Below are 24301 nucleotides of genomic sequence, written 5' to 3'. Positions count from 1 at the left end.
TTTCTCACATTAACCGCCTGGTTTTTCACCACCTCCACCACCCCCGCCACCGCCATCACCGTCTCCGCCGCGGGTGATCTGTAGCTTCACGACACCAGAACCGCCGATATTGTCGCCGATATTGATCCATGCTTCGCCAAGCGTGCCCGAGTCCGCCTCGTAACCTGAGACAAAATTCCCACTTGTCTTGACATCGCCCTTGTCCTCCGCCCCGACGGTAGAACCCGGAGACGAGCCAGTCATGTGATCTGGTGAGGCGGCATACGGATGGTCTTCATCGGACATCGTGATCCACTCGGTTTGCGAGTACGCTTCTTCTGGGCTTTTAGCGATAGTCACCCGCCCGAAGTTGCGGTATTCGCCGGAAAGCATGTCGGTGTTTTCGACCGAGACTTCGTAGACGATGCAGTTATCCGGGGCATCGCATCCGCTACTGCTGCTGGACGAATCACCACCATTGCCGCCACCACCACTGCCGCCGATTCGCTGCGTTTCGCGGTCGTCTTCAGTGCGGGTATACAGTGTGTCGTCCGATGGTTCGTACAGGCCAGAACTGAAGTCGATGGTTCTAGATTCACCCGGATCGAGGGTAATATATCCTGCCGCAGTGTGCTCCCACGCCAGAGTTTCGTCGGGATCGAATGTGTACAGGGGGTTTCCTCTCTTTGTTTGCTCGCCAGTGTTTGTCACACGAAGGTCGATCGAGAGTGATTCTGACTCGCCGCTGGGAGTTCTGATGGTAAAGACCTCTGTGTCGATAATTTCGATATCGAAGTAGGCTGGCTGAAGCACCTCGGCAGTAGTAGTGTCATTACTGGTCTCGGACGCGACAGTTGCGGTGAACGGGCCATCGTCCGACTCGGAGGTGAACCAGGCGAGCATTGGCGGCCCCCAGATCGAGTCATCGAAAGTCTGTGTTTCACCGGGATCGAGCGTGATCGTCTCCGAGTCAACGGTCGATGGGCCGCCGGAGATGCTCAGTGAGATCTCCTGTGTGTCGGTGATGGAGTCAGTGTTCGTCACCTCGAATTCCGGCGCCCAGTACTGTCCCGCTTCGACGGTCTCAGCCGCGTCGGTGATCTCGACCTCGAAGGAAGCGATCTCTCTGGCAACGAGTTCGTGCCTCACTCGCCGGGCAGTCCCGTTGTCGTTTCGAACCACCGCCGAGATGGTGTGTTTGCCCACAGTGTCAGGCGAGAACTCGAGTGTATCCTCGAAAGAGTCCGTCTCCAGAAATTGCCCCTCGCGATAGTCTCCGTCGACGTACCACTCGACGGCAGCGAGTTCGCCGGCCGATGCAGACGCATTCAGGTCGATTCGAGCAGTGTCGTTCAGGTTTATCTCGTCTGGTCCAGAGAGGGTCGCGTTCGGAGCCGGCTGATCGAGAACGGTCACGTACAGCGTATCCGAAGCGATTCGGCCGGCCTCGTCCTCAACGGTGACGGTGACGTTGTACTGGCCGGGTTCCGTCGGGCGGAATTGCGTGAGTTCGCAGGTAGAACAGGCCGGCGTAGTAGTCGTCCCATCCGGGCGCTCGATACGCCACTCGTAGGCGGTGAGCGTTCCCGCTGCGGCGCGGGAACCGTACGCATCGAGGTAGACTGTCTCCCCGACGGACACGGTCCGGTCGAGCCCTGCCTCGGCGAACGGACGGTCCGCGGAGCGGTTTCGCTCCTCGACGGCAGGAACAACACTCTCAGCGTCGTCTTCGAGTTGTCCATCCTGCATCGGGGCCCCGGCGACCGGTGTAATCAGACCGCAGAGGCTGACGAAGAGACAAGTGGCGAGGAACGCGCCGACGATCCGATCAATCATGTCAGCCGAAAGTGCTTTCCTGTTCGTATAAAAACGCTCGTATCTGCGCTCGCCGAATGGGCAGCGAGTCTCCAAAGCCGGTGTTTCTCGAGACGACCGTTGTGACCAAATTTTGCCAGTTCAGACGTTTCATCTGTTCTGATCACGGTTTCAGATCACCGGAAGTTTGTCAGCCGTCGTCGACGAACTAGATTACGGTAGAGTGACGCTCCGGGCGAATATTGTGATCGTGGATACAACAAAACAGCCAATGACAGCGGTGAGCGGTCCAGATCCGAACTCTTCGCAGACTTTATATCGCTGCTGACAATTGGTTCTGGTAATGGATCGGGGGTGGCAGTATCGGCTAACGAGTATCCTCGGAACTGCGGCCCTCACTCTCATCGCGATTTTCCTCACGAATCTCCAGCCAGTTCACGAGACGTTCGCGCAGGTGCCGTATCTCGGGCGTCCGGCCCCGGAGGTACTGACGAACGGTGACGTAACGCTTGCAGCGGCGACCGCGCTCGTCGTGGTGCTGGCGAGTATGTGGCCGCTGTTCAAGCCCCGACCGCGGCGGATTCTGGACACACTGTTGGTGACTCAAAAGCGAGTGCTGTTAGCGATGGTCGGACTGGCCGCGCTGGGGTATTTCAACTACACCTATCGCTTGCCGCGGACGACGCTCATGCTGACGACGGCGGTGCTGTTCGTGTGGTTGCCCCTGTACATGGTTATGATTCGCCGACCCGAACAATCGACCTCGCGGGCGATTATTGTTGGCGATGATCCCGACGCGATGGAATCGCTACTGTCGGCATCTGCGTTGCCGGTGTTGGGCTATGTCTCGCCGCCCTCCGCGTACGCGCCTGATGGTGTTGAGCCGGAGCAAGTGAGTGTGACCGATGGGGGGTTGTCGGTTACTCGGTTGGATGAGTTGCCGTGTTTGGGTGGGTTAGCACGATTGGAGGAGGTGATCGTCGAGCAGGACGTAGATACTGTGTTGTTGGGGTTTGCCGCGACGGATCGCGAGGAATTTTTCGGGACGTTAGAGGTATGTTACGAGCATGGCGTGAACGCGCTGGTGCATCAGGACCACGCGGATCACGTGTTGACTGACGACTTTACTGGGGAGTCTCTCCTATCTGTGGACCTCGAACCGTGGGACTGGCAGACGCACGTGGCAAAACGGCTCTTTGATATCGCATTCGCAGGGACGGCGTTGCTCGTGCTGTCGCCGGTGATCTTGCTCATCTGTCTGGCAATCAAATTGGATGATGGTGGACCTATCTTGTACAGTCATGAGCGGACGGCGGCGTTTGGCGATACCTTCACTGTCTCGAAGTTCCGGAGTATGATCCCTGATGCAGAATCAGAGAGTGGTGCGAAGCTGAGTGAGGAAGACAAAGGCGGTGTTGATCCACGGGTAACGCGAGTCGGTCGAATCCTTCGGAAGACTCATCTCGACGAAATCCCACAACTCTGGTCGATCATCGTCGGAGATATGAGCGTGGTCGGACCACGACCCGAGCGTCCGCAACTCGACACTAATATTGAGCAGGGTGTCGGGAACTGGCGGCGACGCTGGTTCGTCCGGCCGGGGTTGACCGGACTGGCGCAGATTAACGAGGCGACGGGGGCTGAACCGGAAGAAAAGCTCCGGTATGATCTCTTGTATATTCGCCAGCAGTCTTTTTGGTTTGATCTGAAGATCGTAATCAGGCAGTTGTGGCTGGTTGGGGTGGATGCAATGAAGGTGGCTTTTCGCAGCGAACCAGTAGTAGATGCTGAAAAAACCGAGTCAAAAACATCGACCTCGCCCACTGAACCATCGCCGGAGCAAGGCGAAAAATCAATAGAGTCAGCGGAGACAGAATCGGACACAGAGAAACAACGGGCTCAAGACTGAACCTCAAACTAGTCGCTTGCCTGGCTCATAATCAGGTCCACGCTTGGGACAGATATGTGGGCCCAGGCAGCACCGGACTGGGTCTCGCGTTCTGTACTGACGAAACCATTGCTCCAGTCCACATGTCCGGTTTGTAACTCCGCAGATTGTGCCGCTGCTCGCCGCAAACGACTCCCGCGGCTAACGTAAAGCGAACAGGACGCGGAGTATGGTGAGTGGACAGTATACTGAATTACCTCGGTTCGATGTCGAGTGTATCAACACAATAATGTGGTAATTTTTCAACGCCAGGCAGGTATAATACATGCAGGCACAGTCCAAGAAGCGGTTTCGGAACAGCTTGTCGATCACAAAGAACGATTATGGCAGGACTCTCTTAGTGAGGCGCTCCAGAGTAGACGAAGGAACCGACAGCGGATTACTGCTCAAATAGTGTCCTGAGACGAGTAACATACTGTCGAATCCGTCATCGAAGCTGTAGAGATATTCGATATCAACCGCTAAGTAGAGATTTATTGGTTAAATCAAGCACAGTTTCGAGAATGGTTTTGACTGCTTCGTCAACGGGTTTTCTACAGACCCCTTTCCGAATTTTACTGTTCTGAGGTACGGGGTGTGATTGTGTTTAGAGACGCCTCATTAGAGCGGCTCTATGAATAAGCTGACACAGTAATTATGGCGTTCAAACTACGACGAGAATTATACCGGAAACCGGTCTGAAGCACTCTTAAACACGCCGTTCAAGACACGTTGTAAATAGGCAATATGATACACATGATTGATTTACTAGAATCTGAATTTTTGCTCTGGCTGTGATAGGGGAGAGATTGACGCCCCTAATCAATGTTGAACTCCCCCAATGTTACTACGTCAGCATTGATTTCGTCTGGCATAACATTCCGTGAGTCAAATATGAAATCTGATGCATTCCCAATAAAATTCAAATCAAAGTCATCATGATCAACAAGTAGTATCGTGGCATCTGCGTCTTTGATACCTGCCTCTTTTTCTGACTGAACCCACGTGTGCCCTGTGCTTGCCTCGGCAGTATGAGGTTCCACGATCGTAACTTCTGCGGTGTCCGGGAATTGATTTATAACACGAAGCGCTGGTGAATTCCGCAGATCACCAACGTTTGGCTTGTATGCGGCACCAAGTGCGACAAGCGAAGCGTCGGCCAAATTAATCCCTCTTGCCTGAAGAAGTAATTCAAATCGGTTAAGCACAAAACTCGGCATCTGTTCGTTTATTTGATGAGCATCCTCGATAAAGGAGACTTCTGCTCCAATTTGCTTAGCACGCCATGTCAAAAACTGCGGATCAACTGGGATACAGTGACCTCCCACACCTGGGCCTGGCCGAAATGCCTGGAATCCGAACGGTTTAGTTGCTGCTGCATTAATCGCATCCCACACTTGCCCATCAATTCCCTCTGAGAGCGTTATAAGTTCATTAACAAGTGCAATATTAACCATCCGATATGTGTTCTCAAGAGTTTTTGCTAACTCCGCTGTTGTCGTAGAACGGACTGGGTACGTCTCTAAGACAATTGGGTCAAATAGTAGCTGCGCTGCCTCACGTGCGGAGTCAGTGTTGGCACCGACAACAAGTGGTATTTCTTCTATCGAATACTCCCCACCTGGGTTAATCCTTTCTGGAACCATGGCGAAATGAGTCGTCGTTTCGCGCTCACCCATTACCGTAGGAATAACAACCTCACGGGTAGCACCCGGATAAACAGTGCTGCTAACGACTACTAATATTTCTTCTTTACCGGAATATTCAGCCACGATCTTCGCCGCCGATTCAACGGCGGACATGTCAGGTTCATCACCCTCAAGGCCAGTAGGTACCGCTAAAATGTATGCTCTACATCCAGCAATTGTTCTGGGGGTACTTCCCGGATTAAAACCTTGCTGGATCGCGTTTTCAATTTCCGCATCGCTGACGTCATCCACATAGCTACTACCTTTTTGAAGCCTGGCGACACGAGATTCATCAATATCGAATCCCGCAACTTGGAATCCCGCCTCTGTCAGCGCTATTGCTAAAGGCAGACCTACATATCCCAATCCAATTACGCCGACTTTTGTATTCCGATCATCAATTTGTTGGTGAAGAGAATTGTTGGTAGACACGGTCATATAGTCACAGCATCATTCCCAATCCTGGTGTCGATTACATCTTTTAGTATTCTATCAAGATCGGTGGTAGGCTTCCACCCGATCAAGTTTTGTAACTTTGACAAATCTGGCTCCCGCTCCGAAGGTTCCTCAAAGTCATCATTATAAACCTCCTCAAAAGGAATATATTCGATATCTGAGTCCGAGTCTGTGAGTTCAATAACCCGGTTTGCAAGCTGGTTGATCGTCGTCGGATTTGAGGTTCCAATATTGACTGCTTCCCCACAAGCTTCAGGAGACTTCATTAAGTCATAAGTTATCTTGACGGCATCTTTGACGTGCGTGAAACTTCTTGTTTGTGTACCGTCTCCATAAACTGTAATTGGCTCTCCATTGAGCGCTTGTTCAACGAATCGTGGAATTACCATGCCATACTGCCCAGTTTGGCGCGGGCCCACTATATTAAAAAATCGACCGATTCTCACAGGAAGTCCACTCTGCTCATAGTGCAAGAGTGACAAAAATTCATCCGTTGCTTTAGAAGTAGCATACCCCCACCTTGGCACGCTAATTGGACCAATCAGACGGTCATCATTTTCACTGAGTGGGACTTTCTCGTTCTTTCCGTATATCTCTGATGTCGAGGCTAAAAATATGGGTACCTCTGCTTCGACAGCAGCCCTAATAATATTCTCCGTACCATGAAGATTAGTTTGAAACGAATAAAGGGGGTCCTCTAATACTTTTTTTACTCCGACCGCTGCTGCGAAATGGTAAATTGCGGAAATATTGCTGTCTAAGGAAGAAAAAAGATCTGAGTTACGAATATCTCCAGTAATAATATCTATTTGGTCAGAATCGAGATGGGAAATATTATTTTTGGAGCCTGTGGAGAAATTATCTAGGATAAGAATATTCTCGTCTTGAACATCTATCAGATGTTCAACCATATGGGAACCGATAAATCCACTACCACCTGTTACGAGAATGGCCATACAGTTTCTAACTATTCGTTTTGTATGAATATCTTTCGTTCTCAGGCTCCCCACCGCTTTGGGAGGGTAAATGTAGGTATAAATATGAAATCAAAAGAGAAATTTGGCTAAATAGATTACTGAATGACAGACAAAGGCAATATTTCTACGTGGGGTTATGTGCGAAACATTCTTATAATGGGTAGAGGAGTATAAATTAAAATGACTACGACAGACGCTCTACAGAGGTTACTATCAAGTGATTCTCCAGTCGAATGGATACGGTATCGTGGGTTAAAAAAATTGGCCGAGGCTATATATTCCCCTATTGAACAGAACGAAGGCGTTGATCTTCTTTCAGAAGACTGGGATAATTGTATAATACTTGATGCTTGTCGGTTCGACACTTTCCGTGACTTGGAGCCCGAACTTTCCTGTAGTGGTACGTTATCAAAAGTCAAATCCAAAGGGACTCGAACGGTCAAATTTCTCGAACGAAATTTTCCCGATGAATATAATGATATCGTATATGTTACCGTGAATCCGTTTGTTACAACTGTACTGGATGATCCATTTTATAAAACAGAATACGTTGATGCCACTGAAAAAGATAAAAAAGCGGGTGCTATTTTACCAGAGACTGTTTTAAATTCAGCACTCCAGGCCAACAGCGACTACCCAAACAAGCGTCTCATCATTCACTTTCTTCAACCACATCACCCCTTTGTCGGAGCAACACAGATTGAGAGAGAGTTTGAAAAAAGTGACAGTGGGATTCGTAAAAAGGCACGGAATCCATGGCGTCTTTTTGCTAAGGGGGAGCTGCGAGAAACCAAGTTGCGAAATGCTTATCGGGACAACCTGAGAAAAGTGTTCCCAGCCGTGGAGAAATTATCAGAGGAGCTTGTTGGAAAAACGATTGTGACATCAGATCATGGGGAGTCATTTGGGGATCCATCAAAGTCTCTTCCGTGGCGAATTTACGGCCACGGCGGTCCACGGATTTCAGCGTTAGTTGATGTGCCTTGGTATGAGTTAGAATACGATACCCGTAAGAATATTAAATTAGACCATTCCCCTGCGGAACAGTCAGGAACGTCGTCCTCTGTGCAGGAACGACTCAAAAAATTAGGATACATTGAGTAACATCATATGAATGTACTTCTGATAAGCTTAGATGACTCTGTATTAGAATCAGAGGGACCAGGAGATACGCGTGAACGACATCTATTGTATGCTGATACCTTATCCAGGTTCAAAGACGGGAGTACAATTCATTCGGTTGTTTTATCAAAAAATAGAGATCTTGACCGTCGTTATGAATTGAATGAGAATCTTGTAGTATATCCAACCCGGTCTCGTCATCGGCTACTGTTTCCAAAAGATGCATTCCGGACTGGCAACAAAATATGTAATAATAATAGAATTGATTTGATTGTTTCTCAAACTCCATTTGATGATGGTTTAGTCGGATTATTATTAGGGGAGTTATATGATATTCCTTATTTTGCCGAGCTTCGACCTTCCAATTTAGATGATCCTAAATGGCTAAAAGAGCAATATAAAAATAGGATAAAGAGAAAAGTTGGTAAAAAGATTCTCCCGCTTGCCGATGCTATTCGGGTAACGAATACTACTGGTAGAAGCTACTGTGTAGACAAATTAGGATTGGAAAAAGATAAGATACATTTGAATTACACCCCCGTTTCTGAACTAATTGACAATAATGATATTAATATAGATGATCAGACAGACAATATGACAATACTATTTATAGGACGTTTGGTTGAATTAAAGAATGTACATAATTTAATCGAAACAGTTGCTATGTTACAAGATACTATTCCCAATATTGAATTAGTCATTGTTGGAGATGGACCAGAGCGGCAGCAGCTAGAAAGTCACTCACAAGAATTGGGTATTGAAGACATGATAACATTTACAGGCGTTGTAGATTACGATCAGATTGGTCAATACTACCGATCTGCAACGATCACAGTACTACCATCTAAGCGTGAGACATTTGGCAGGGTGATTATCGAATCATTTTATTATGCTACACCAGTCGTCGCAACACGGACTAGAGGTGCTTTAGAAATCATAAATGATGGAGAAACAGGTATTCTATTAGATGAAGATTCCCCACAGGCCATTGCTGAATCATTAAGTAAGCTCTATAATGATAAAAATAAAATCATCAATATGGGAAAACAAGCTAAAAAATTTGTATCTAATCAATATAATCCGGAGACATTAGCTGAAGAACTTGTATCCGCGTGGCTTACTGTTGGATATGCCTCAAATGAAAGGTGTGACATAAATAAATGACTGAAAAACTAGTGTATGTATTGCCGGAGTACGATCCGAATACAGGAGAGCACCTATACTATGAGTATGAATTGTTGCAGGAATTAAACACTGAATTTGATTTAAAAGTTGTCGTCGAAAGGGGGTCCGAAATAGAGGGAATGAATACATATATCCAAAAAACCAGCTCATCGGTTTTCAGATTGATAGAGACATTATTGGTCCTGCTTTCATTAAGAATTCGCGGATATAATAATATATACGTACACTATTCATACTATTGGGGAATTATTGGCGGATTTGTATCATTCCTCCCAAATACGCTATCGTTGTACTGGAATTGTGGAGAAATGGAAGAGGCTAGAGATTCTCCTAAATCATTGGCAGGTATTGCTTCCCAGCTCAAGTCATACATTGGATTCCGCTTGTCGTTGTATCTTACGGATGTGTTAGTTACTGGGACGGATACTATGCGTCACTATTATTCCGATACCTACAACATCAGATTAGAACAAATAGAAGAGCTGCCAAACTGGGTTGACCGTGACCGGTTTGATCAGTTAGGTAGTCCCGAAAAGATTAGAAACGAACTGGGCCTCCCAAGCGATCAGCAGGTTGTACTGTACCTGCATCGAGTTGCAAAGCATAAGGGTGCGGACAGGATTCCTGAGATTGCTGACCACTTGGAAACAAAAAATAAAGACATAAAATTGGTTGTGGTTGGTGATGGACCGTACTATAAGAAATTAAAGCGTAGACTTAATGATTCTAACCTCTGCGACTCAGTCATACTCAAAGGTAAAGTTCCAAATAATGAAGCAATCAAATATTATAAAGCATCCGACATATATATCCTCCCATCTCGGTCTGAAGGCTTCCCAAGGGTACTTCTTGAATCAATGGCAGCAAAGTGCCCATTCGTTAGTACGAATGTTGGTGGTATCCGAGAAATCAGTCCAGAGGACCACCAAAAATATATTGTTGAAGAGAATAATCTTGACAATTTTTGTGATAGAATTACTTACCTTTTAGAGAATACGTCAGAACGACAGTTCTTAGCTGATAGAGGATACGACCATGTTGCCCAGTACAGTGATAAATATGTAATACAACGGCTACAAGAAATTATCGAACACAGGAAATAAAACGTCCCATGCCAGACGTTAGTCAATCATGTTGAGAAATATCAATCAGCGTATGTTCATATCTGTCAATCATGTTCGCATGGTTAAACTTCGAGTTTAGTAGTTTTATAGCTTCTCTCTGAAACTCAGCAAACTTATCATCTGATGAGATAAGATCACACATCTTTTTTGATAATTCTTCCACATTATCTGGATCTATTATGAAACCAGTTTGTCTATCATTCACTACCTCCGTGTTCCCTCCTGCATTTGAAACAATAGCAGGCAAGCCGCATGCCATCGCTTCTAATACTACGTGAGGAAGACCCTCATACGATGAATTTAGAACGAATACCCGACATCGCTTCATATGCTCTAATACTTTGTTATGTGGTACTCTGCCATGAAAGTGGATGCGATCTGAAACACTAGTGGATTGTGCGTATTCCTCAAACTCTGTTCGCTTACGGCCATCACCCAGAATGTGCAAGTGTGGCTTAGAATGTTGGGCAGCAAGGTTTTCAAAAGCAGAAATGAGGTTTTTTATTCCTTTCCACCCAACTAGGCGTGCAACTGTCAAAATGTCTGTACCCCTTTTTTTATGAGATGGTGCATCTACGCTAATATTAATAGAATTATATATCTTTACAACCTTTGATCGTGGAATATCCCACGACAGGACGATCTGTTTCAAATAATCACTGGGAACTATTATACGATCAGCAGAATTAGCTTCGAAATTCCGAAGCAATTTGAATACTTTCACGCGAAATCCATACGATTTTTTTTGAAATCTGTTGATTCCGTCCGTAACATTACCCCGGCGTCTTGCGCGTTCCCATGCACTATCTCCAACAACCTTCGATACAAGCGGAATCCCAGTTAGTTTTGAAACTACTGCTGGAGGAAAATCCGAACCATTTGAGACGATCACGTCCGGTTTAAATCTTTTAGATGCATTTTTTAACGCTCGTATTTGAGAGAGATATCGTGATATTGTTGACTTATGCTCACCTGTGCGAACAATTTCATACTCGAAATTATTATCTATGTTCGGGTGAGGTTTACCATTAGTAACTACTTTTATTTTGTGCCCCCTTTGTAATAGCGAACTACCTAATTCAGGCATGAACGTTGCTGGACCCCCGGACTCCGGAGGGAAAATGCTCGGTGAAAGTAGAATACGCAGCTTTGAATCCATCCTAAGATAACCATCCAAATCGTAATAGGACGTATCACAAGTAGTTTATGAGTTCGCCTGCACCCATAGGACTATGAAAACGTCTGAGACCTCTCCGACGATCCTCCATGTAATGCCTGGATTAAAAAAGGCAGGCGTAGCAAACCATCTCTTGAGTTTGTGTGAGGGCTTAATTGGTCGAGGCTGGGAAGTCCATGTTGCGTATCTACGAGGTCCCGCAGAAATGGAACGTGAATTCGAGCAAGCAGGATGTACAGTATCATGCATTGGTATTGAACGTACTATGGATCCAATCGGCTTGGCTCGATTAATTAGATATATTACCAAAAATGATTTTGATATAATTCATACTCATTTATTTCGTGGAGATGTCTATGGGTCAATAGCGGGCATTTTGACTTCTAATACACCAATAATATCAACAAAGCATAACAATGCACCTTACTTGGAATCCTTGCCTTATCGATGGCTACATTCTCTAACGGCAGCCATCTCAGATGAAATAATCACAATATCTGATTTTTTAAAAGACTTTCATTCAGAAAATACATTCTCTCGTGAGGAAAAGTTCACGACGATTCATTACGGCCTTGATTTGAAACCATTTCAGCAAGTAAATCAGGATGATGTTCGTGAGATACGGTCTACGCTCCCGGATGATAGTCAGATACTGATCGGAACAGTATGTCGCCTGGTGAATGTTAAGGGTATTGATATTCTGCTGGATTCACTACCCAGGGTGATCGATGCGAACCCCCAGGTTCACCTTCTTATCGTTGGAGATGGCCCGAACCGAGAAGAGCTCGAACGACAATGCCATACTTTAGGATTAGAGAATAATGTTACATTCGCCGGATTTCGCTCCGACATTCCCGAACTCATGCACGCATTTGATTTGTTCGTTCTCCCTTCGAGAAGGGAAGGGTTCGGACTGGTGCTGCTTGAGGCAATGGCTGCAGGCACACCGATCGTTGCTACACGTACAAGTGCCATTCCAGAAGTGGTTGTTGATAACGAGACTGGCAAACTAGCCACCGTCGGAGATAGTGAAGATTTATCGGAGAAAATAATAAGTACAATTAACAACCCGAACACGATGGAAAATATGGGGCAAGCCGGTTTGGAACGGGTTGAAAATTCATTTACAATGGAAGAAACCGTGTCAAATACAGAGATATTATATAAAAAATATATAAATGCATGATCGCGAACTGATTTTGATTGTTGGGTACAAAACAATGAGATTACCAATAATATAGACTGGACAATTATAATAGATTATATAAGTCTGCTGTGATTGGAGTCAATTAAGTTTCCGCTTTCTATTGAATCCAAGAGATTATAATTTGATATTCCAATGAAAACTACTGTGCTAACCTAATCACTATTCGAAATCGAACGGTGCCGCCACTAATTTGGAGCCATGAAATATATTTGTCGCACCAAAGATGACAAGACACAACAAGGCAAGGTATTGCAATCGGTCATATCTACCCTTTAGGAGTCCGATATTGAAACGGAAGCAAGTGGCCTGAAATAGTACCACCATCACCCTATTAGAACATTAATTTTTAGCTAAAAGTTACACCTCGTTTGCGTAGCGGTAGCGACGTTTCTTGTAGTATCGGTCATTGCTGGTGGATCTTCTGTGTATCTGATCAGCCGCTCCAACAGCGACGGCAGCGAGTATCTCAACTACTCGCTGAGTTCCTCGACGTGTTCTTCAAGGAACTCAAATGGAAAAAGCGTAGTGAGCCGACGCATATATAATTCGAGATGAGGAACCGTTGTCGTACACAGACTCGGCTTCCTCATCCTCTCGCAAAGAAGCCGCGAAATATACTGTTGTATAGCGGTCTTCACTTAGCTAAAGACGGATGATTTTCTGTCGAGCGCCCTCATAAGATAGATTATACTCGCATCAAAGCTACCCAGTCAAATGTTGGGAAGTATTATTCTCTAATTTACAGTAGGATTAGATCTAGTTGTGACGAAAACAGAGACAATGACGACTATACCAGTAAAACCGGATACAACGACGAGCTCGCTCCACTTGTTGATGGACTCAAACATTAGACGGATAGCATAGACAGCAACGATAGCGTATATTACGGGACGGATTCTATGCTGGACAAACTGAGCATACAACCACTTGAGTACGAGGCCGAACACGCTAAGTACGATTATAACTCCAAGGAGTCCGAAATTAACGTAAGCATCCCCAATGAGAGTTGGCCCGACACCGAAGCCATCTCGACCCATACGCGTCTCAACGATGAATGCCCCAGTGCTTCTTCCGATGGGGAAGCCCTCTGACAGCGGCCAAAAGAGCACCCCGAACGTATTTCCTTTCAGAACACCGCCGCCGACTGCAACTGCTCCCGCGATTCCTTGAAAGTCCCCGATATCGGTGTAGACCGCGTTAGACACGTATCGCGGGAAACTCGTAAATGACAGCGATAACGACCGAATTCCAAAACCGCGCTGATACAGGTTAGAAAGGTGGAGAAACCACATTAGGACTGGCACTAATGCGGCACCAACAGCGAGGATACGGAACGGTTGAACCGTTCTGTCCGGCCGTGAGAACCACCGATACCAGACGAGCAGAGCGACGATAACAACTGGTGTGAGTGCCCGAGCCCGACCGCCTAGGATCCACAGGACTCCCATCGCGACGAGCCCGGGGACGAGAGCGACGTGGTACCACGCACGGGACCTAGCGATGATCGTAGCGGCCATTACGGACGCCGCGGAGATCGTCGAGAGCCCCAGATACCAGTAAATTCCGGTCCCAGGGGTTATCTGTTGTCCCCTGAACGATCCAGTCTTTACAGCTTGCAGTATGTCTGCGTTCAGGTGTACGAATGTGGCGATGTTCGCAGTGCCGAAGAGAAACAAAAGGCCAGCGAATACCGTCGCGTAGGGTCCTATCGAAAAGTCGAATGGATCCACCGGATCTGAGACGCGTCTCGGGAAAGCGAACCAGCCGAAAATGAGGGCATTAAGGCCAATTATCCAGAGGATATGGCTTAAGATCAGGTGTGACTCTGTTAATGAGAGGAGGCGGATGAGGTTCTGCGCCCCAGACCTGGGTGCCCCAAAATAAAACAAAAGATACGGGAGACCGAACCGAAGCAAGCCAAGTGACAAGATCAGTGTGAGCGGATTAAAGGGATCCCTCGAAATCGCCGTCTGGTAGGTGATTGTCAGTAGTATACAGACGTACCCGAGGATGAAGAAAAAAGGTGCTAAAGCCAGTGCTTTGGTCAAGAAAATAACGGTACCAAGCATCACAGTGGCTATCGACAAAAAAAAACGGAGAACGTTCGGGATGCAATAGGATACTATGACCTCTCCGAATCGCTCGTATCGGATTCTGAGTTCGATATCTCGCATTGTTTTGCTCTGTCTCGTTGAACATCGGTACGGCCGTAGAAGACATGCTGTAAGAAGTTCACCACGCCCGTTGCCGAGAACGGAGAGGATCTGTAGGCTATCTTTCCGGGATTCGTTTGCCTGCCTATTACACCAATATACTTCGCCAAAATCGCTGCCCCCATAAGAGACTACCGAAACCGGTCTGGAGATAAGTATTGTAATAAATAGAACACTCATGGGTAGTGGTTACTGTCTAGTTCTGAACCTCCTCGGCTGGTGTTCGTCCGTCAAGTGCTACGACCCGCGACGGTGTGTTGGACGATTTATTATAATTAGCTCGTTGTTTGGGGCTAAACGATTCACGTATAAGATCGTGCCTCTTATTAACACTCCATGAGAAAATTATGATAGTGCTGAACGACTTGATCGTTGAGTTATAGAAGCTAGTAAATATATATGAGTACAACCTTGTTTGGGGATATCAAAAATACTGTGAAGGCTTCCGCGCCAAGACACCTGCTTGGAATCTTGGCAAGTGTATACTATTTGGCTGACGGAAGATGGCGGCTCGTCTGGCCGTCAGGGGACCTGTTTGTGGTTAAGACCCATCAAGATACGTTCTATACATGCCGGGAGCAAATCGGACGAGGAGGGCCGGAAATGAGAGCCCATAAATATCAAAGGTATCAACTTCCCGGATTTTGCTCCGTAGGGACTGGTGATTTTGTTATTGATGTAGGGAGCTTCATAGGTGAGTTCTCACTTCCGGCTGCCAAAACAGCTGACCGAGTTGTAGCCGTTGAACCAGATCCCGTAGCATTCCGGGCTTTAAAAAAGAATACCTCTTCTGTCAACAATATTATCCCAATAAATAGCTTGATCTCCGATACTGAGAAGATGTATAAGTTTAAGTCAGCCGCTGACCCGACAGAGAGCTCTCTAATTAATGTAGATCAAGGTGAGTACGAGACAACTTCAGTTTATGGCCATACAATCGATAGCTTAGTGCAGAATAAAATATCTGATATAATCCCTACCCAAGACCAGATAGATTTCATAAAAATAGACGCCGAAGGTGCTGAACCCGAAGTTTTAGAGGGGATTAAGAGTACCAATGTGCAAAAATTCGCCATTGATGTGGGGAGCGAACGCCGGGGCGAGAGCACTGAAAAAAAGGTTGATCACATTCTTCAGGAACGAGGATATGATACCAAAACTAAAGAAGATAAAAACGGTGATACAGTTCTATTCGCCAACCTGAATAGATGAATGATCAGGACGGTAACTACAAGCATGAGATCCTTCGAAAAGATCTCTGCGTATAATGATACAGGATATCCGTAGTGTTGCTGTAGCGGAAGTTATCTCAAGAGCCGTTTCCATCATTACTATCCCTCTGTTAACTCGACTCTTAATCCCAACAGAGTACGGAGTTTATAGATCTCTTCTATTGGCCATAGGGATTTTGTCTCTCCACGGATACCTGAACCTGCATACTATCGTGCGCAAACGGCTTTCCCAAGTTTCGCATCCAGAAAGCCAACACCTAATAACAACTGTACTAATCACGGTAATAGTTTTATTAGGTCTTGCTGCTGGCGCAATAATAGTAGGCTCGGACGCAGGAATCGAAATTATTCCTACGGCGTCAAAAGATTTCATCAACAATAATCAAATTCTGGTGTTTTTTTTAGTTATTTCCTACCCTTCGTACTCCGTTGGTCTTGCTATATTAACAGGTATACAGCGATTTACAGCATACGCAATAATAAAATCTGGCACAGAAATATTGATGCTACTTAGCCTGCTCTTACTTGCATTCATAAATAATATTTCTATTCCTGCTGTTGTATCAGTTCTCGCTGTTTTACGGACTCTGTCATCGTTTATAATAATCTCGTTAATATCTGACGAGCTATCGTTATCTTTTACTTTTAGTCCACTTATCCAACAGATTCAAAGTATATCTATTCCACTCCTCCCACGGGTACTAATAAAACGTGCCGAAACAATAGGCCCAGATGTAGTTATTTTGACTATCTTTGGTCCCGCTACTTACGCTGCCTGGAGTATTCTATTCACATTTGACCGGGTGTTTCAATTAATCGCTCGACCACCCAAGTTGATTTTATTACCAAAATTGAGTGAAAAAGTAACCCAAAATGAAGAAGTGGGTAGAGTTCTCGAACAGTTTTATTTGCTTTCTTCTGTTTTAGTATTACCAATAATTGTAGGTGGGTGGCTAATTGGTGATAAAATGGTTAATTTCATTTTTGGGAGTGGCTATACGTTGGGCAAGTATACAACTGCAGTAGTAATTTCGGCGTTCGGAATTAGTGTGCTTACAACCTCTGCCACGCAATACTACATTGCTAATGACGATAGTCGGTATGAAACCATTTCTGGCATCGCAGGTGGTATAATATACGGTCTTCTGCTATTTACTGGAATATATTTACAAAATATAACTATCATCGGGTTGGGGCTGGTTGGATCATGGTTAGTCAGATTAATCATTGGAATCGAATACCAGAACCGAAAATCTAATATGAGGTTTCCGAGTCCCGTTAAGATAGTCAAATTAGGGGTTGCCCTCGGGATGATGTCTATCGCTGTTTTGGCGACGCAAGAATATATATCCTCTGTCCCTCATCTAATACTTGTCATTGCTGGTGGTGGAAGCGGTTACTTTATTGCTCTGTTTCTTCTAGGATTTTTCAGGCCACAGGAAATAACTCAACTATATCGGGATATTTATTAGAATAATTAATCTAATCTTATCATACGAAAGCGATATATGATCGCCAAGGGCAGAGACACGCCAATTGAGAGTCACAATAGATTTGCCACTCAGAACTGTCCTATGAGTAGGGAACAAGACTATAATGCTGCCGCGCTTCAAGTTAATAAAGACACCACCCGGGCGCAGGCGACGAAATTCAGCTGAGTTGCCTGTTTGGAAGATACGCAGTGTTGAACGTTAGCGAATTCGGTCAGAGGGTCCAGTTCAGACGGGTTTTATCGGTATTTTCAGAGATTTTCTGATGCTAACCAGAGCAGCCGCTCACAGCGGCGGCGAACCAACCGCTGAGAGACGAGTTACCCAACTGACCGGAGCGTCTTGTTCCAGTGTTTCCGAACTTTCTGGATTGCCTTCGGCACGCCACCCCGCATCGGGTGGCGTTGTCTAAGCCACTGAATAAGCAGCATCCAATCAACGCACAGAGCAACTCAAACATGGTTCGAACGACCGCGACTATTGCGCGGTCGTTCGTGTGCCGTGAGAATGTAGAGTCAGCCATCTTCTCCATTTCAGCCTCTGTGTCGGTTGCTTCTTCAAGTTCGGCCAACGAGTCTGAGAGATTGATCTCTTCACGCACAGCGACCTTGAGGTGGTTGTCGTAATCGTGTTTCTTGCTGTGTTTGCCGATATCAAACTCATCGACGACTGACTCGCTGTCGACTGTGTCGAGCAGCAAGTACACTGCGCTGGCTGTGGACTGGTTAAGACTGAAGTTTTCAGCGTGTGTTAGGCTGGATGACGACCCGATTGATTCGTCTGCACACTGAGCTATCAGGTCGTCATTATCGGCCTCGCACCGGTTTTAAGTACTGGAAACGCAATATCTTTAACATTCAGAGCGAGCAATAAGCAAATATGTCTGACCATCCAAATGTAGTTGTTCTTATTTTCGATACGCTCCGATATGACTACCTCAGTTGTTATGGGAATAACATACACACGCCGGCCTTTGATGAAGTCGCCAATAGTGGGGTTCTATTTGAGTCTGCATTTGCTTGCGGACCTGGAACTCCTATCTCTCATGCAGCACTCTATTCGGGTCAATATCCGTCGGGAAATGGTGTCACAGAAAACGGAGTTACGGGTCAACACATCCCCCTTCCAGATGATATTCCGCTCATCACCACTTGGCTAAGCGATAGAGATTATGATACGTTCGGCATTACTGGCCCCGCAAAAATGGGATCGGATTGGGGCTACGACCGTGGATTTGATGAACTATACGAACATTATTATGAATTTCCATCCCTAACCTCTCCCCGGGCTATTCTGAAATCACTCAAAGATCCTAAATTCGGTAAGTACTTCTTCCGGCAACTCACGAAAGGTGGAGCCGATAGTACACGGTTCAAATTCGATCTCCTGCAAGACCGGATTGAATCCCGCTTAGATAATCCATTCTATGCACTTGTGAATTTCACTACAGTACATGGTCCTTACGATCCCCCACGACCATATAAAGAGCAAGCAACACCGGGATTTTCCCGACCACGATGGAATTTTCTCGAGTACCTCGCTGACAACCGAGGCAAGATTGATAACCCCAATGTTCGATTAGACCGAGTCATGAATGCTCAAACGTCCGACGGAATAGGGAAATTCTTAGCAGATCCCAGCTATCTTAACGACGCCGAAATCAAAGTATTACGAGATTGGTATACCGCCTGTGTCGAATACCTCAATGACGAATTCAAATCCTTTCTTGACTTCTATAAGCGTGAATTGCAAGAAGATACAATTCTTATTTTAACAGCGGATCACGGCGAACAATTCGGTGAACACGACCTCTTGGTTCACAGTCACTACCTTTTCGACGAAACACTCCAAGTCCCCTTACTGATGATGGGACCCGGCATACCAGAAGGCGTTCGGCGGACCGATCTCGTCTCACTTGTTGATCTCTTCGATACGATTTGCGATCTCTGTAAGCTTGATCAGCCATATTCAACAAGTGGTCAATCAATGTTCGGCGGAGACGAACGAGATGCAGTCTTTATGGAGTATGGGACTCGAAATGTAGATTATTTTAAGAAGAGCGAGTACGCACGATATCTGAGTGATGAACAACTCCTCCAGTTCAGTGCCGGACGAAAAGGAATTCGTACTGACAAATATTTATTTACGATCACATCAAATGACACAGAACGTCTTTACGAAAATCCAGAACAAAATAAAATAGAGAATCCACCTGAGAACATAGTGCAGCCATTGCGAGAACGCCTGGTCAACACTCTCTCCGAAGAATTTAATATGTGGCCGGAAGGCGATTCGGACAGAATGAGGGTGGATACTCAAGTAGAGCAGAATCTCCGACAGTTGGGATACATTGACTAGTTAGAGCTGCCAGTTAATTCGCACCCACCCCGGTGAGTTCTTCCTCACCCCATTGCTTTCTCTGATAATAGACATGAATTCACGTCTTCTTCCACCATTAACACCCCAACAGAAATTATTCTGCCTTATTCAGAACGAAGTTATTTCGAAGCCGTTGTTCGCAGAGCGACGGCTTCCCAGCGTGATGCGTTTCGTGCACAGATCGTTCTGTTAGTCGCTCGTGGTTTCAATAACACTCAAATCAGCGAAGACCTCTCCTGTACTCGCAAGACTGCACGCAAATGGCGCGATCGATACGCTGAATCCGGCTGGGCCGGGCTTGCCGACAAACCACGGCCCGGCAGACCTACACGAGAAATGACTTGACGAGATTACTGGAGAGGTGCTAACGATAGAGTAAATTCCCCTGAGCACGTTCCTTCGGGGTGGACTTGATTCCGAAATACGCACGACAAGCTCTCAAAGAGCGAAAAGGTAGGTGTCCGCAGGTATATCTACCTCTTTGACTCGGGGTTCGCTCATATGTTTAATCTCCCAGAATAGATCAAATCCTGTGGCAAGGACTAGATCGGCCCGCTCCGGAGCAACCGACAAGTAATCTACGCCGGTGACAAGATTCGTGTCGATGCACTCTGCCAGCGCATCGACACGACTGAGTGGATAAAATAGGTGGCGGATCCATAGTAAGAGTATCTCTCCTGATCAAACGCGTTGTACCGTGTACCCAATTCTTCTGTGAACTACTATCACTGGCACCTTCTGATGGCTGCCTACAGTCTCGTTCGTCTTAATCTCGATTTGAGCACCTGGATACGGTTCGCTCGAAAGCATCATCGCTTCGAGCGAACCTCAAACATTCTTTGAAAGAGGCCGTCTACAATCTTTTCTCGTGGGTTCGAGACAACAGGGAGCAGAGCGTTGATAACCTCATGACCGAAATCGACCACCTCTTTGTTCACTCAATTGCCGACACTAACGTTCAAAGTTAAGCCGACTATATCAGGTCATCTATCGGATTAATTGAGCCACTCTTATGATGCGAGAGCAACACATGATTGCCAAGGGCTAGAAAATATTGCTTATTAAGAGAATCACAATAGATTTATCGCTCAAAACGGTCCTGTAGTTATGGAACAAGACTACAATGTACTTTTATTTGTAGTTGATTCGCTCCGGCACGATGTTCTAAATGATGGTAGCGGTGCTAAAACCCCGACAATTAATAAATTAAAAAGTGAAGGCTCCGTTTTCACAAATTGTCACTCACAAGGGATCAGCACGGCACCTGCGATGACGGCCATGCTTACAGGTCGTCTCCCTCTTGATTACGGAGGTCACTGGTATCTGGACAAGGAACAACCAACGTTCGCGGAAGTGTTTCGTGGAAATGGCTACCATACAGGTGCAATCCACTCGAATCCGTACGTCTCTGCGCGTAGAAATTTCGACCGAGGGTTCGACCATTTCGAGGAGGATGTCGTCGCTTTTGAACCGGACGGAGGGCTCGAAGGTGCCCCAGAGAAATTCCTCCGACTCGCCAGTCGAGCAGCACGAATCTTCAGTCGGACTCCCTATACGCCTGCCGAAGAGGTAAACGAGGATATACTCTCGTTCGTCAGCGACGCCGGCTCACCGTGGTTTCTCTGGACCCAGTATATGGATGTCCATGGGCCATATCTCGGTGGAGATGATTTTAGCTACCGGAATAAACTTCGAGCCGAGTGGCTCTGGCGAAAAGCAGCTGTCCGTGATCCAGACGGCATAACGGATGCTGAGCATGAAGAACTTCGGTCGAATTACCGTCGCGAAGTTGAATATCTCGACGGTGCCATTGGCAATCTACTTGAGGAGCTCAACGATAGCGGAGAGCTACAAAATACGTTCGTCGTCCTCACTGCAGATCACGGCGACGAGTTTTATGAACACGGTTGCTACGGGCACGGAAATCTTCCGTACGACGAATTGACACACGTCCCGCTCATCATCCGTCCGCCAGATGAATCAGATCTTCCTCGGGGAGAAATAGTCGACGAATTAGTCCGATGTATGGATATTTTGCCAACAGTCATAGATGCCGTCGGTGCGAACCTCTCTGAGCAACATCAAGAGCGATTAGCGGGAGAGACGCTACTACCACTCGTTAATGGCCAAAACCGCGACGAAGAGCCATTAGTTGTCACCGAGAAGCGTGTCAGAGGAGAAGATGATCTTCGGATCGGGTTCCGGACGACACAGTGGAAGTATCTATACGACGGGACTGATGACAACCGGTACTTGTACAACCTTACGGAAGATCCCGAAGAGACAACTGATGTCTCGGGTCAGAATCCAGATGTAATCGATGAGTTCGAGAGCCACCTTCGTGAGCGCCTGACCCGTATCGACGAGACATCCGCGAACGTCGAAATTCCAGATCTCAATACGGGTGCTGGCGTCGAAGAGCGATTGAAAGCACTTGGATATCGAAAATGAGTGACTCTCCGGAGAGCTAACGCCTGGACCCCGAAGAAAGGGACGACAATACGCTTGTGGACTGTTCGACGGTATCCTGCCAGCGAAACTCCTCGACAACAGTTTGTCGACCATCGGTACCCAACTCCTGTGGTTTGCCCAGAACACTTTCGAGTGCCGAAACGTACTCCTCTATATTGCCAATCTCAACCGTCTCCCCGCCGGCTCGAACAACCGGTGCCGTATGCTCTAGATAACTCGACACGACTGGAACCCCAGAAGCAAATGCTTCTAGAACAGTCCGCGGCAATCCTTCAGCACGACTCGGTAACACCAGTACGTCTCCCGCCCGATACACTGCAGGCATCTCATCATAGGGAACGTGCCCTAGAAACTCGACTGCACCAGTAGCCATTTCCTCCAAGTCAGAGCGCATCGGCCCATCTCCGACGACGTACAACTTCACGTTCATATCTGCAGGAAGCTTCGGGACTGCTCGCACCGCATCCTGAGGCCGTTTTCCCTCTACTAATCGCCCCACGAACAACACCACCAGACCATCGTGGTCAATTAACTCACTTGTCTTACCGTCTGGAGTAAACCGTGCCGTATCCACTCCATTAGCCACCACTTCAATTTGCGAATCTACTCCGAACTCCCGAACACGCTCTCTATCTTCCTTAGTGTAGCAAAGCACCACATCAGCTTGATTGAACGTCCATTGGCCTACACTCCGCAAATATAGATCGAACAGCCACTCGGGGGCGTTCTGGCTGTACAATCCGTGGTTCGTAATCGCCAGCGGAATACCCCCTAGCCGTCGTTTCAACGCGGCCAGATTCGTTGAGAAGTACAAATGCGAATGAGCGTGCATCACATCATATTTCTGCGCATGTTGAAGAAACGATGCGACACCGGTAGCGATGTCGTTACCTAACAGACTCGTCGACACAGGATACCGAACGACTGTGTATCCATCTCTCTCTTCGAGATGGGGTTGGTCACGCCTGGGGTCAACAGTCAACACCGTCACATCGTGTCCCATCGCGGCCTGGTCACGACTCATGGCGTGCACGTGATATGCGCCGCCGCCCTTGAAGTCAGGATAGCATTTTTGTGCGACTCGGAGGATACGCATCTATTTCTCTCTTTTTTTGACAGGGTAAGAGTGTATTGTATCCATCGTGACTTAGTGGGTGAACTACCTCGGGTCGCCCTAAGGCTCCCAGTGGAGTAATTAGACACTCCCACTCGATTATCGACCCAATTACCTCGGACGTTTGGGGTGTCCACTGTCCCCGATGCCTGCCATTGTCGCCTCAAAATAGTAATATTTAGATATGTCAGTCATAGAAGATCTGTGAAATTCACATCTGGAATTAACTTTAAGCCATATGAATAAATTTCCCAGGCATATTGTCCAATGTTCCTAATCATCTGACTAACGCTAAGTAGAAACCATGCTGTCATACACCGTCTACAGCGAGGCAGGTTGCGTCGGGAAGATGACGCTCCCAGCAAACCTAGCTGTTGCACGTGCGAGCACATCTAGAAGACATTAGATCTTGATAGCGTGTATATCAAATACTATTCACGAGTGGCTACGTCGTTGACCCCACTACGGACCAACTTCAGCCTGACGAGCAGCTAGAGGCTTTCGCGTGTTCAAATCGGCCCCTGATTCACTCCACAGATACGTTCGGGCCTACGTAGAATAAACAAAGTTAATTGATCTTAATAAGAGTTTGTAGTACAGTTTGAAGTGCCACCAATAGCTATGAGTTCAATCAAATTCTGCTGATAATCGAACAACAAGCAGACAAACAACGATGTCTTATTGTATTATTGAAAACTTGCGCTGAGTAATAGTAGTAGTATGTCTCCGCACGTGGACGGCATT

At 46.7% G+C, this 24301-nt stretch carries 17 protein-coding genes and 1 pseudogene; 11 read left to right on the top strand and 7 right to left on the bottom strand.

The window, feature by feature from the left end:
* Nucleotides 1-9 precede the first annotated feature (9 nt).
* On the bottom strand, nt 10-1815 hold the full coding sequence (locus V8P86_RS08490; protein WP_336326823.1) for a PKD domain-containing protein: 1806 nt from the start codon (nt 1813-1815) through the stop codon (nt 10-12).
* Between the two features lie 322 nt (nt 1816-2137).
* On the opposite strand from V8P86_RS08490, the gene V8P86_RS08485 reads away from it, so the two are divergent.
* On the top strand, nt 2138-3703 hold the full coding sequence (locus V8P86_RS08485) for a sugar transferase (protein WP_336326822.1): 1566 nt from the start codon (nt 2138-2140) through the stop codon (nt 3701-3703).
* Between the two features lie 836 nt (nt 3704-4539).
* Here the strand turns inward: V8P86_RS08485 and V8P86_RS08480 are convergent.
* Together V8P86_RS08480 and V8P86_RS08475 are read right to left on the bottom strand one after the other, a co-directional pair.
* Nucleotides 4540-5847, bottom strand: a complete 1308-nt coding sequence (locus V8P86_RS08480; protein WP_336326821.1) for a nucleotide sugar dehydrogenase — start codon at nt 5845-5847, stop codon at nt 4540-4542.
* Entirely contained in the window at nt 5844-6821 is a 978-nt protein-coding gene (locus tag V8P86_RS08475) for a GDP-mannose 4,6-dehydratase (RefSeq protein ID WP_336326820.1), read from the bottom strand. The genes V8P86_RS08480 and V8P86_RS08475 overlap by 4 nt, the downstream gene beginning before the upstream one ends.
* A 201-nt stretch (nt 6822-7022) precedes the next feature.
* Here V8P86_RS08475 and V8P86_RS08470 point away from each other — a divergent pair, with 201 nt between their 5' ends.
* Genes V8P86_RS08470 through V8P86_RS08460 form a run of 3 tightly spaced genes read left to right on the top strand, consistent with a single transcriptional unit; the run spans nt 7023 to nt 10252 of the window.
* Nucleotides 7023-7946: an alkaline phosphatase family protein gene (locus V8P86_RS08470; RefSeq protein WP_336326819.1), complete on the top strand. Its 924-nt coding sequence runs from the start codon at nt 7023-7025 to the stop codon at nt 7944-7946.
* Nucleotides 7947-7952: 6 nt separating this feature from the next.
* Entirely contained in the window at nt 7953-9128 is a 1176-nt protein-coding gene (locus tag V8P86_RS08465; RefSeq protein WP_336326818.1) for a glycosyltransferase family 4 protein, read from the top strand.
* Nucleotides 9125-10252, top strand: a complete 1128-nt coding sequence (locus V8P86_RS08460) for a glycosyltransferase family 4 protein (protein ID WP_336326817.1) — start codon at nt 9125-9127, stop codon at nt 10250-10252. Before V8P86_RS08465 ends, V8P86_RS08460 begins: the two co-directional genes overlap by 4 nt.
* 22 nt (nt 10253-10274) lie before the next feature.
* Here V8P86_RS08460 and V8P86_RS08455 read toward each other — a convergent pair whose 3' ends face one another.
* On the bottom strand, nt 10275-11432 hold the full coding sequence (locus tag V8P86_RS08455; protein ID WP_336326816.1) for a glycosyltransferase family 4 protein: 1158 nt from the start codon (nt 11430-11432) through the stop codon (nt 10275-10277).
* A gap of 112 nt (nt 11433-11544) precedes the next feature.
* Here V8P86_RS08455 and V8P86_RS08450 point away from each other — a divergent pair, with 112 nt between their 5' ends.
* A complete protein-coding gene (locus tag V8P86_RS08450; RefSeq protein ID WP_336326815.1) occupies nt 11545-12636 on the top strand; it encodes a glycosyltransferase in 1092 nt (363 codons plus the stop codon).
* A 755-nt stretch (nt 12637-13391) separates the two neighbouring features.
* Here the strand turns inward: V8P86_RS08450 and V8P86_RS08445 are convergent.
* Nucleotides 13392-14831: an O-antigen polymerase gene (locus V8P86_RS08445; protein ID WP_336326814.1), complete on the bottom strand. Its 1440-nt coding sequence runs from the start codon at nt 14829-14831 to the stop codon at nt 13392-13394.
* Between the two features lie 438 nt (nt 14832-15269).
* On the opposite strand from V8P86_RS08445, the gene V8P86_RS08440 reads away from it, so the two are divergent.
* Together V8P86_RS08440 and V8P86_RS08435 are read left to right on the top strand one after the other, a co-directional pair.
* On the top strand, nt 15270-16082 hold the full coding sequence (locus V8P86_RS08440) for an FkbM family methyltransferase (RefSeq protein WP_336326813.1): 813 nt from the start codon (nt 15270-15272) through the stop codon (nt 16080-16082).
* Nucleotides 16083-16137: 55 nt separating this feature from the next.
* Entirely contained in the window at nt 16138-17574 is a 1437-nt protein-coding gene (locus V8P86_RS08435; protein WP_336326812.1) for a lipopolysaccharide biosynthesis protein, read from the top strand.
* Nucleotides 17575-17860: 286 nt separating this feature from the next.
* Here V8P86_RS08435 and V8P86_RS08430 read toward each other — a convergent pair whose 3' ends face one another.
* A complete protein-coding gene (locus V8P86_RS08430; protein WP_336326811.1) occupies nt 17861-18292 on the bottom strand; it encodes a hypothetical protein in 432 nt (143 codons plus the stop codon).
* 179 nt (nt 18293-18471) lie between these two features.
* Here V8P86_RS08430 and V8P86_RS08425 point away from each other — a divergent pair, with 179 nt between their 5' ends.
* The 4 genes and pseudogenes from V8P86_RS08425 (at nt 18472) to V8P86_RS08415 (ending at nt 22422) form a co-directional block, all read left to right on the top strand.
* Nucleotides 18472-19950: a sulfatase gene (locus V8P86_RS08425; protein WP_336326810.1), complete on the top strand. Its 1479-nt coding sequence runs from the start codon at nt 18472-18474 to the stop codon at nt 19948-19950.
* 51 nt (nt 19951-20001) lie between these two features.
* The gene (locus tag V8P86_RS18915; protein WP_442909378.1) at nt 20002-20316 is read left to right on the top strand and encodes a helix-turn-helix domain-containing protein; all 315 of its coding nucleotides are present in this window, start codon (nt 20002-20004) and stop codon (nt 20314-20316) included.
* A gap of 132 nt (nt 20317-20448) precedes the next feature.
* Nucleotides 20449-20939: pseudogene (locus V8P86_RS08420) on the top strand (IS701 family transposase); the annotation flags it as partial.
* 139 nt (nt 20940-21078) lie between these two features.
* Complete coding sequence (locus V8P86_RS08415; protein ID WP_336326809.1) at nt 21079-22422, top strand: sulfatase; 1344 nt, start codon at nt 21079-21081, stop codon at nt 22420-22422.
* Between the two features lie 16 nt (nt 22423-22438).
* Here the strand turns inward: V8P86_RS08415 and V8P86_RS08410 are convergent, their stop codons facing one another.
* Entirely contained in the window at nt 22439-23539 is a 1101-nt protein-coding gene (locus V8P86_RS08410; RefSeq protein ID WP_336326808.1) for a glycosyltransferase family 4 protein, read from the bottom strand.
* Nucleotides 23540-24301 lie beyond the last annotated feature (762 nt).

It is taken from the genome of Halovenus anhuiensis (genome assembly GCF_037080055.1).
Classification (GTDB): domain Archaea; phylum Halobacteriota; class Halobacteria; order Halobacteriales; family Haloarculaceae; genus Halovenus.
This window is presented reverse-complemented; position numbering and strand designations above follow the sequence as displayed.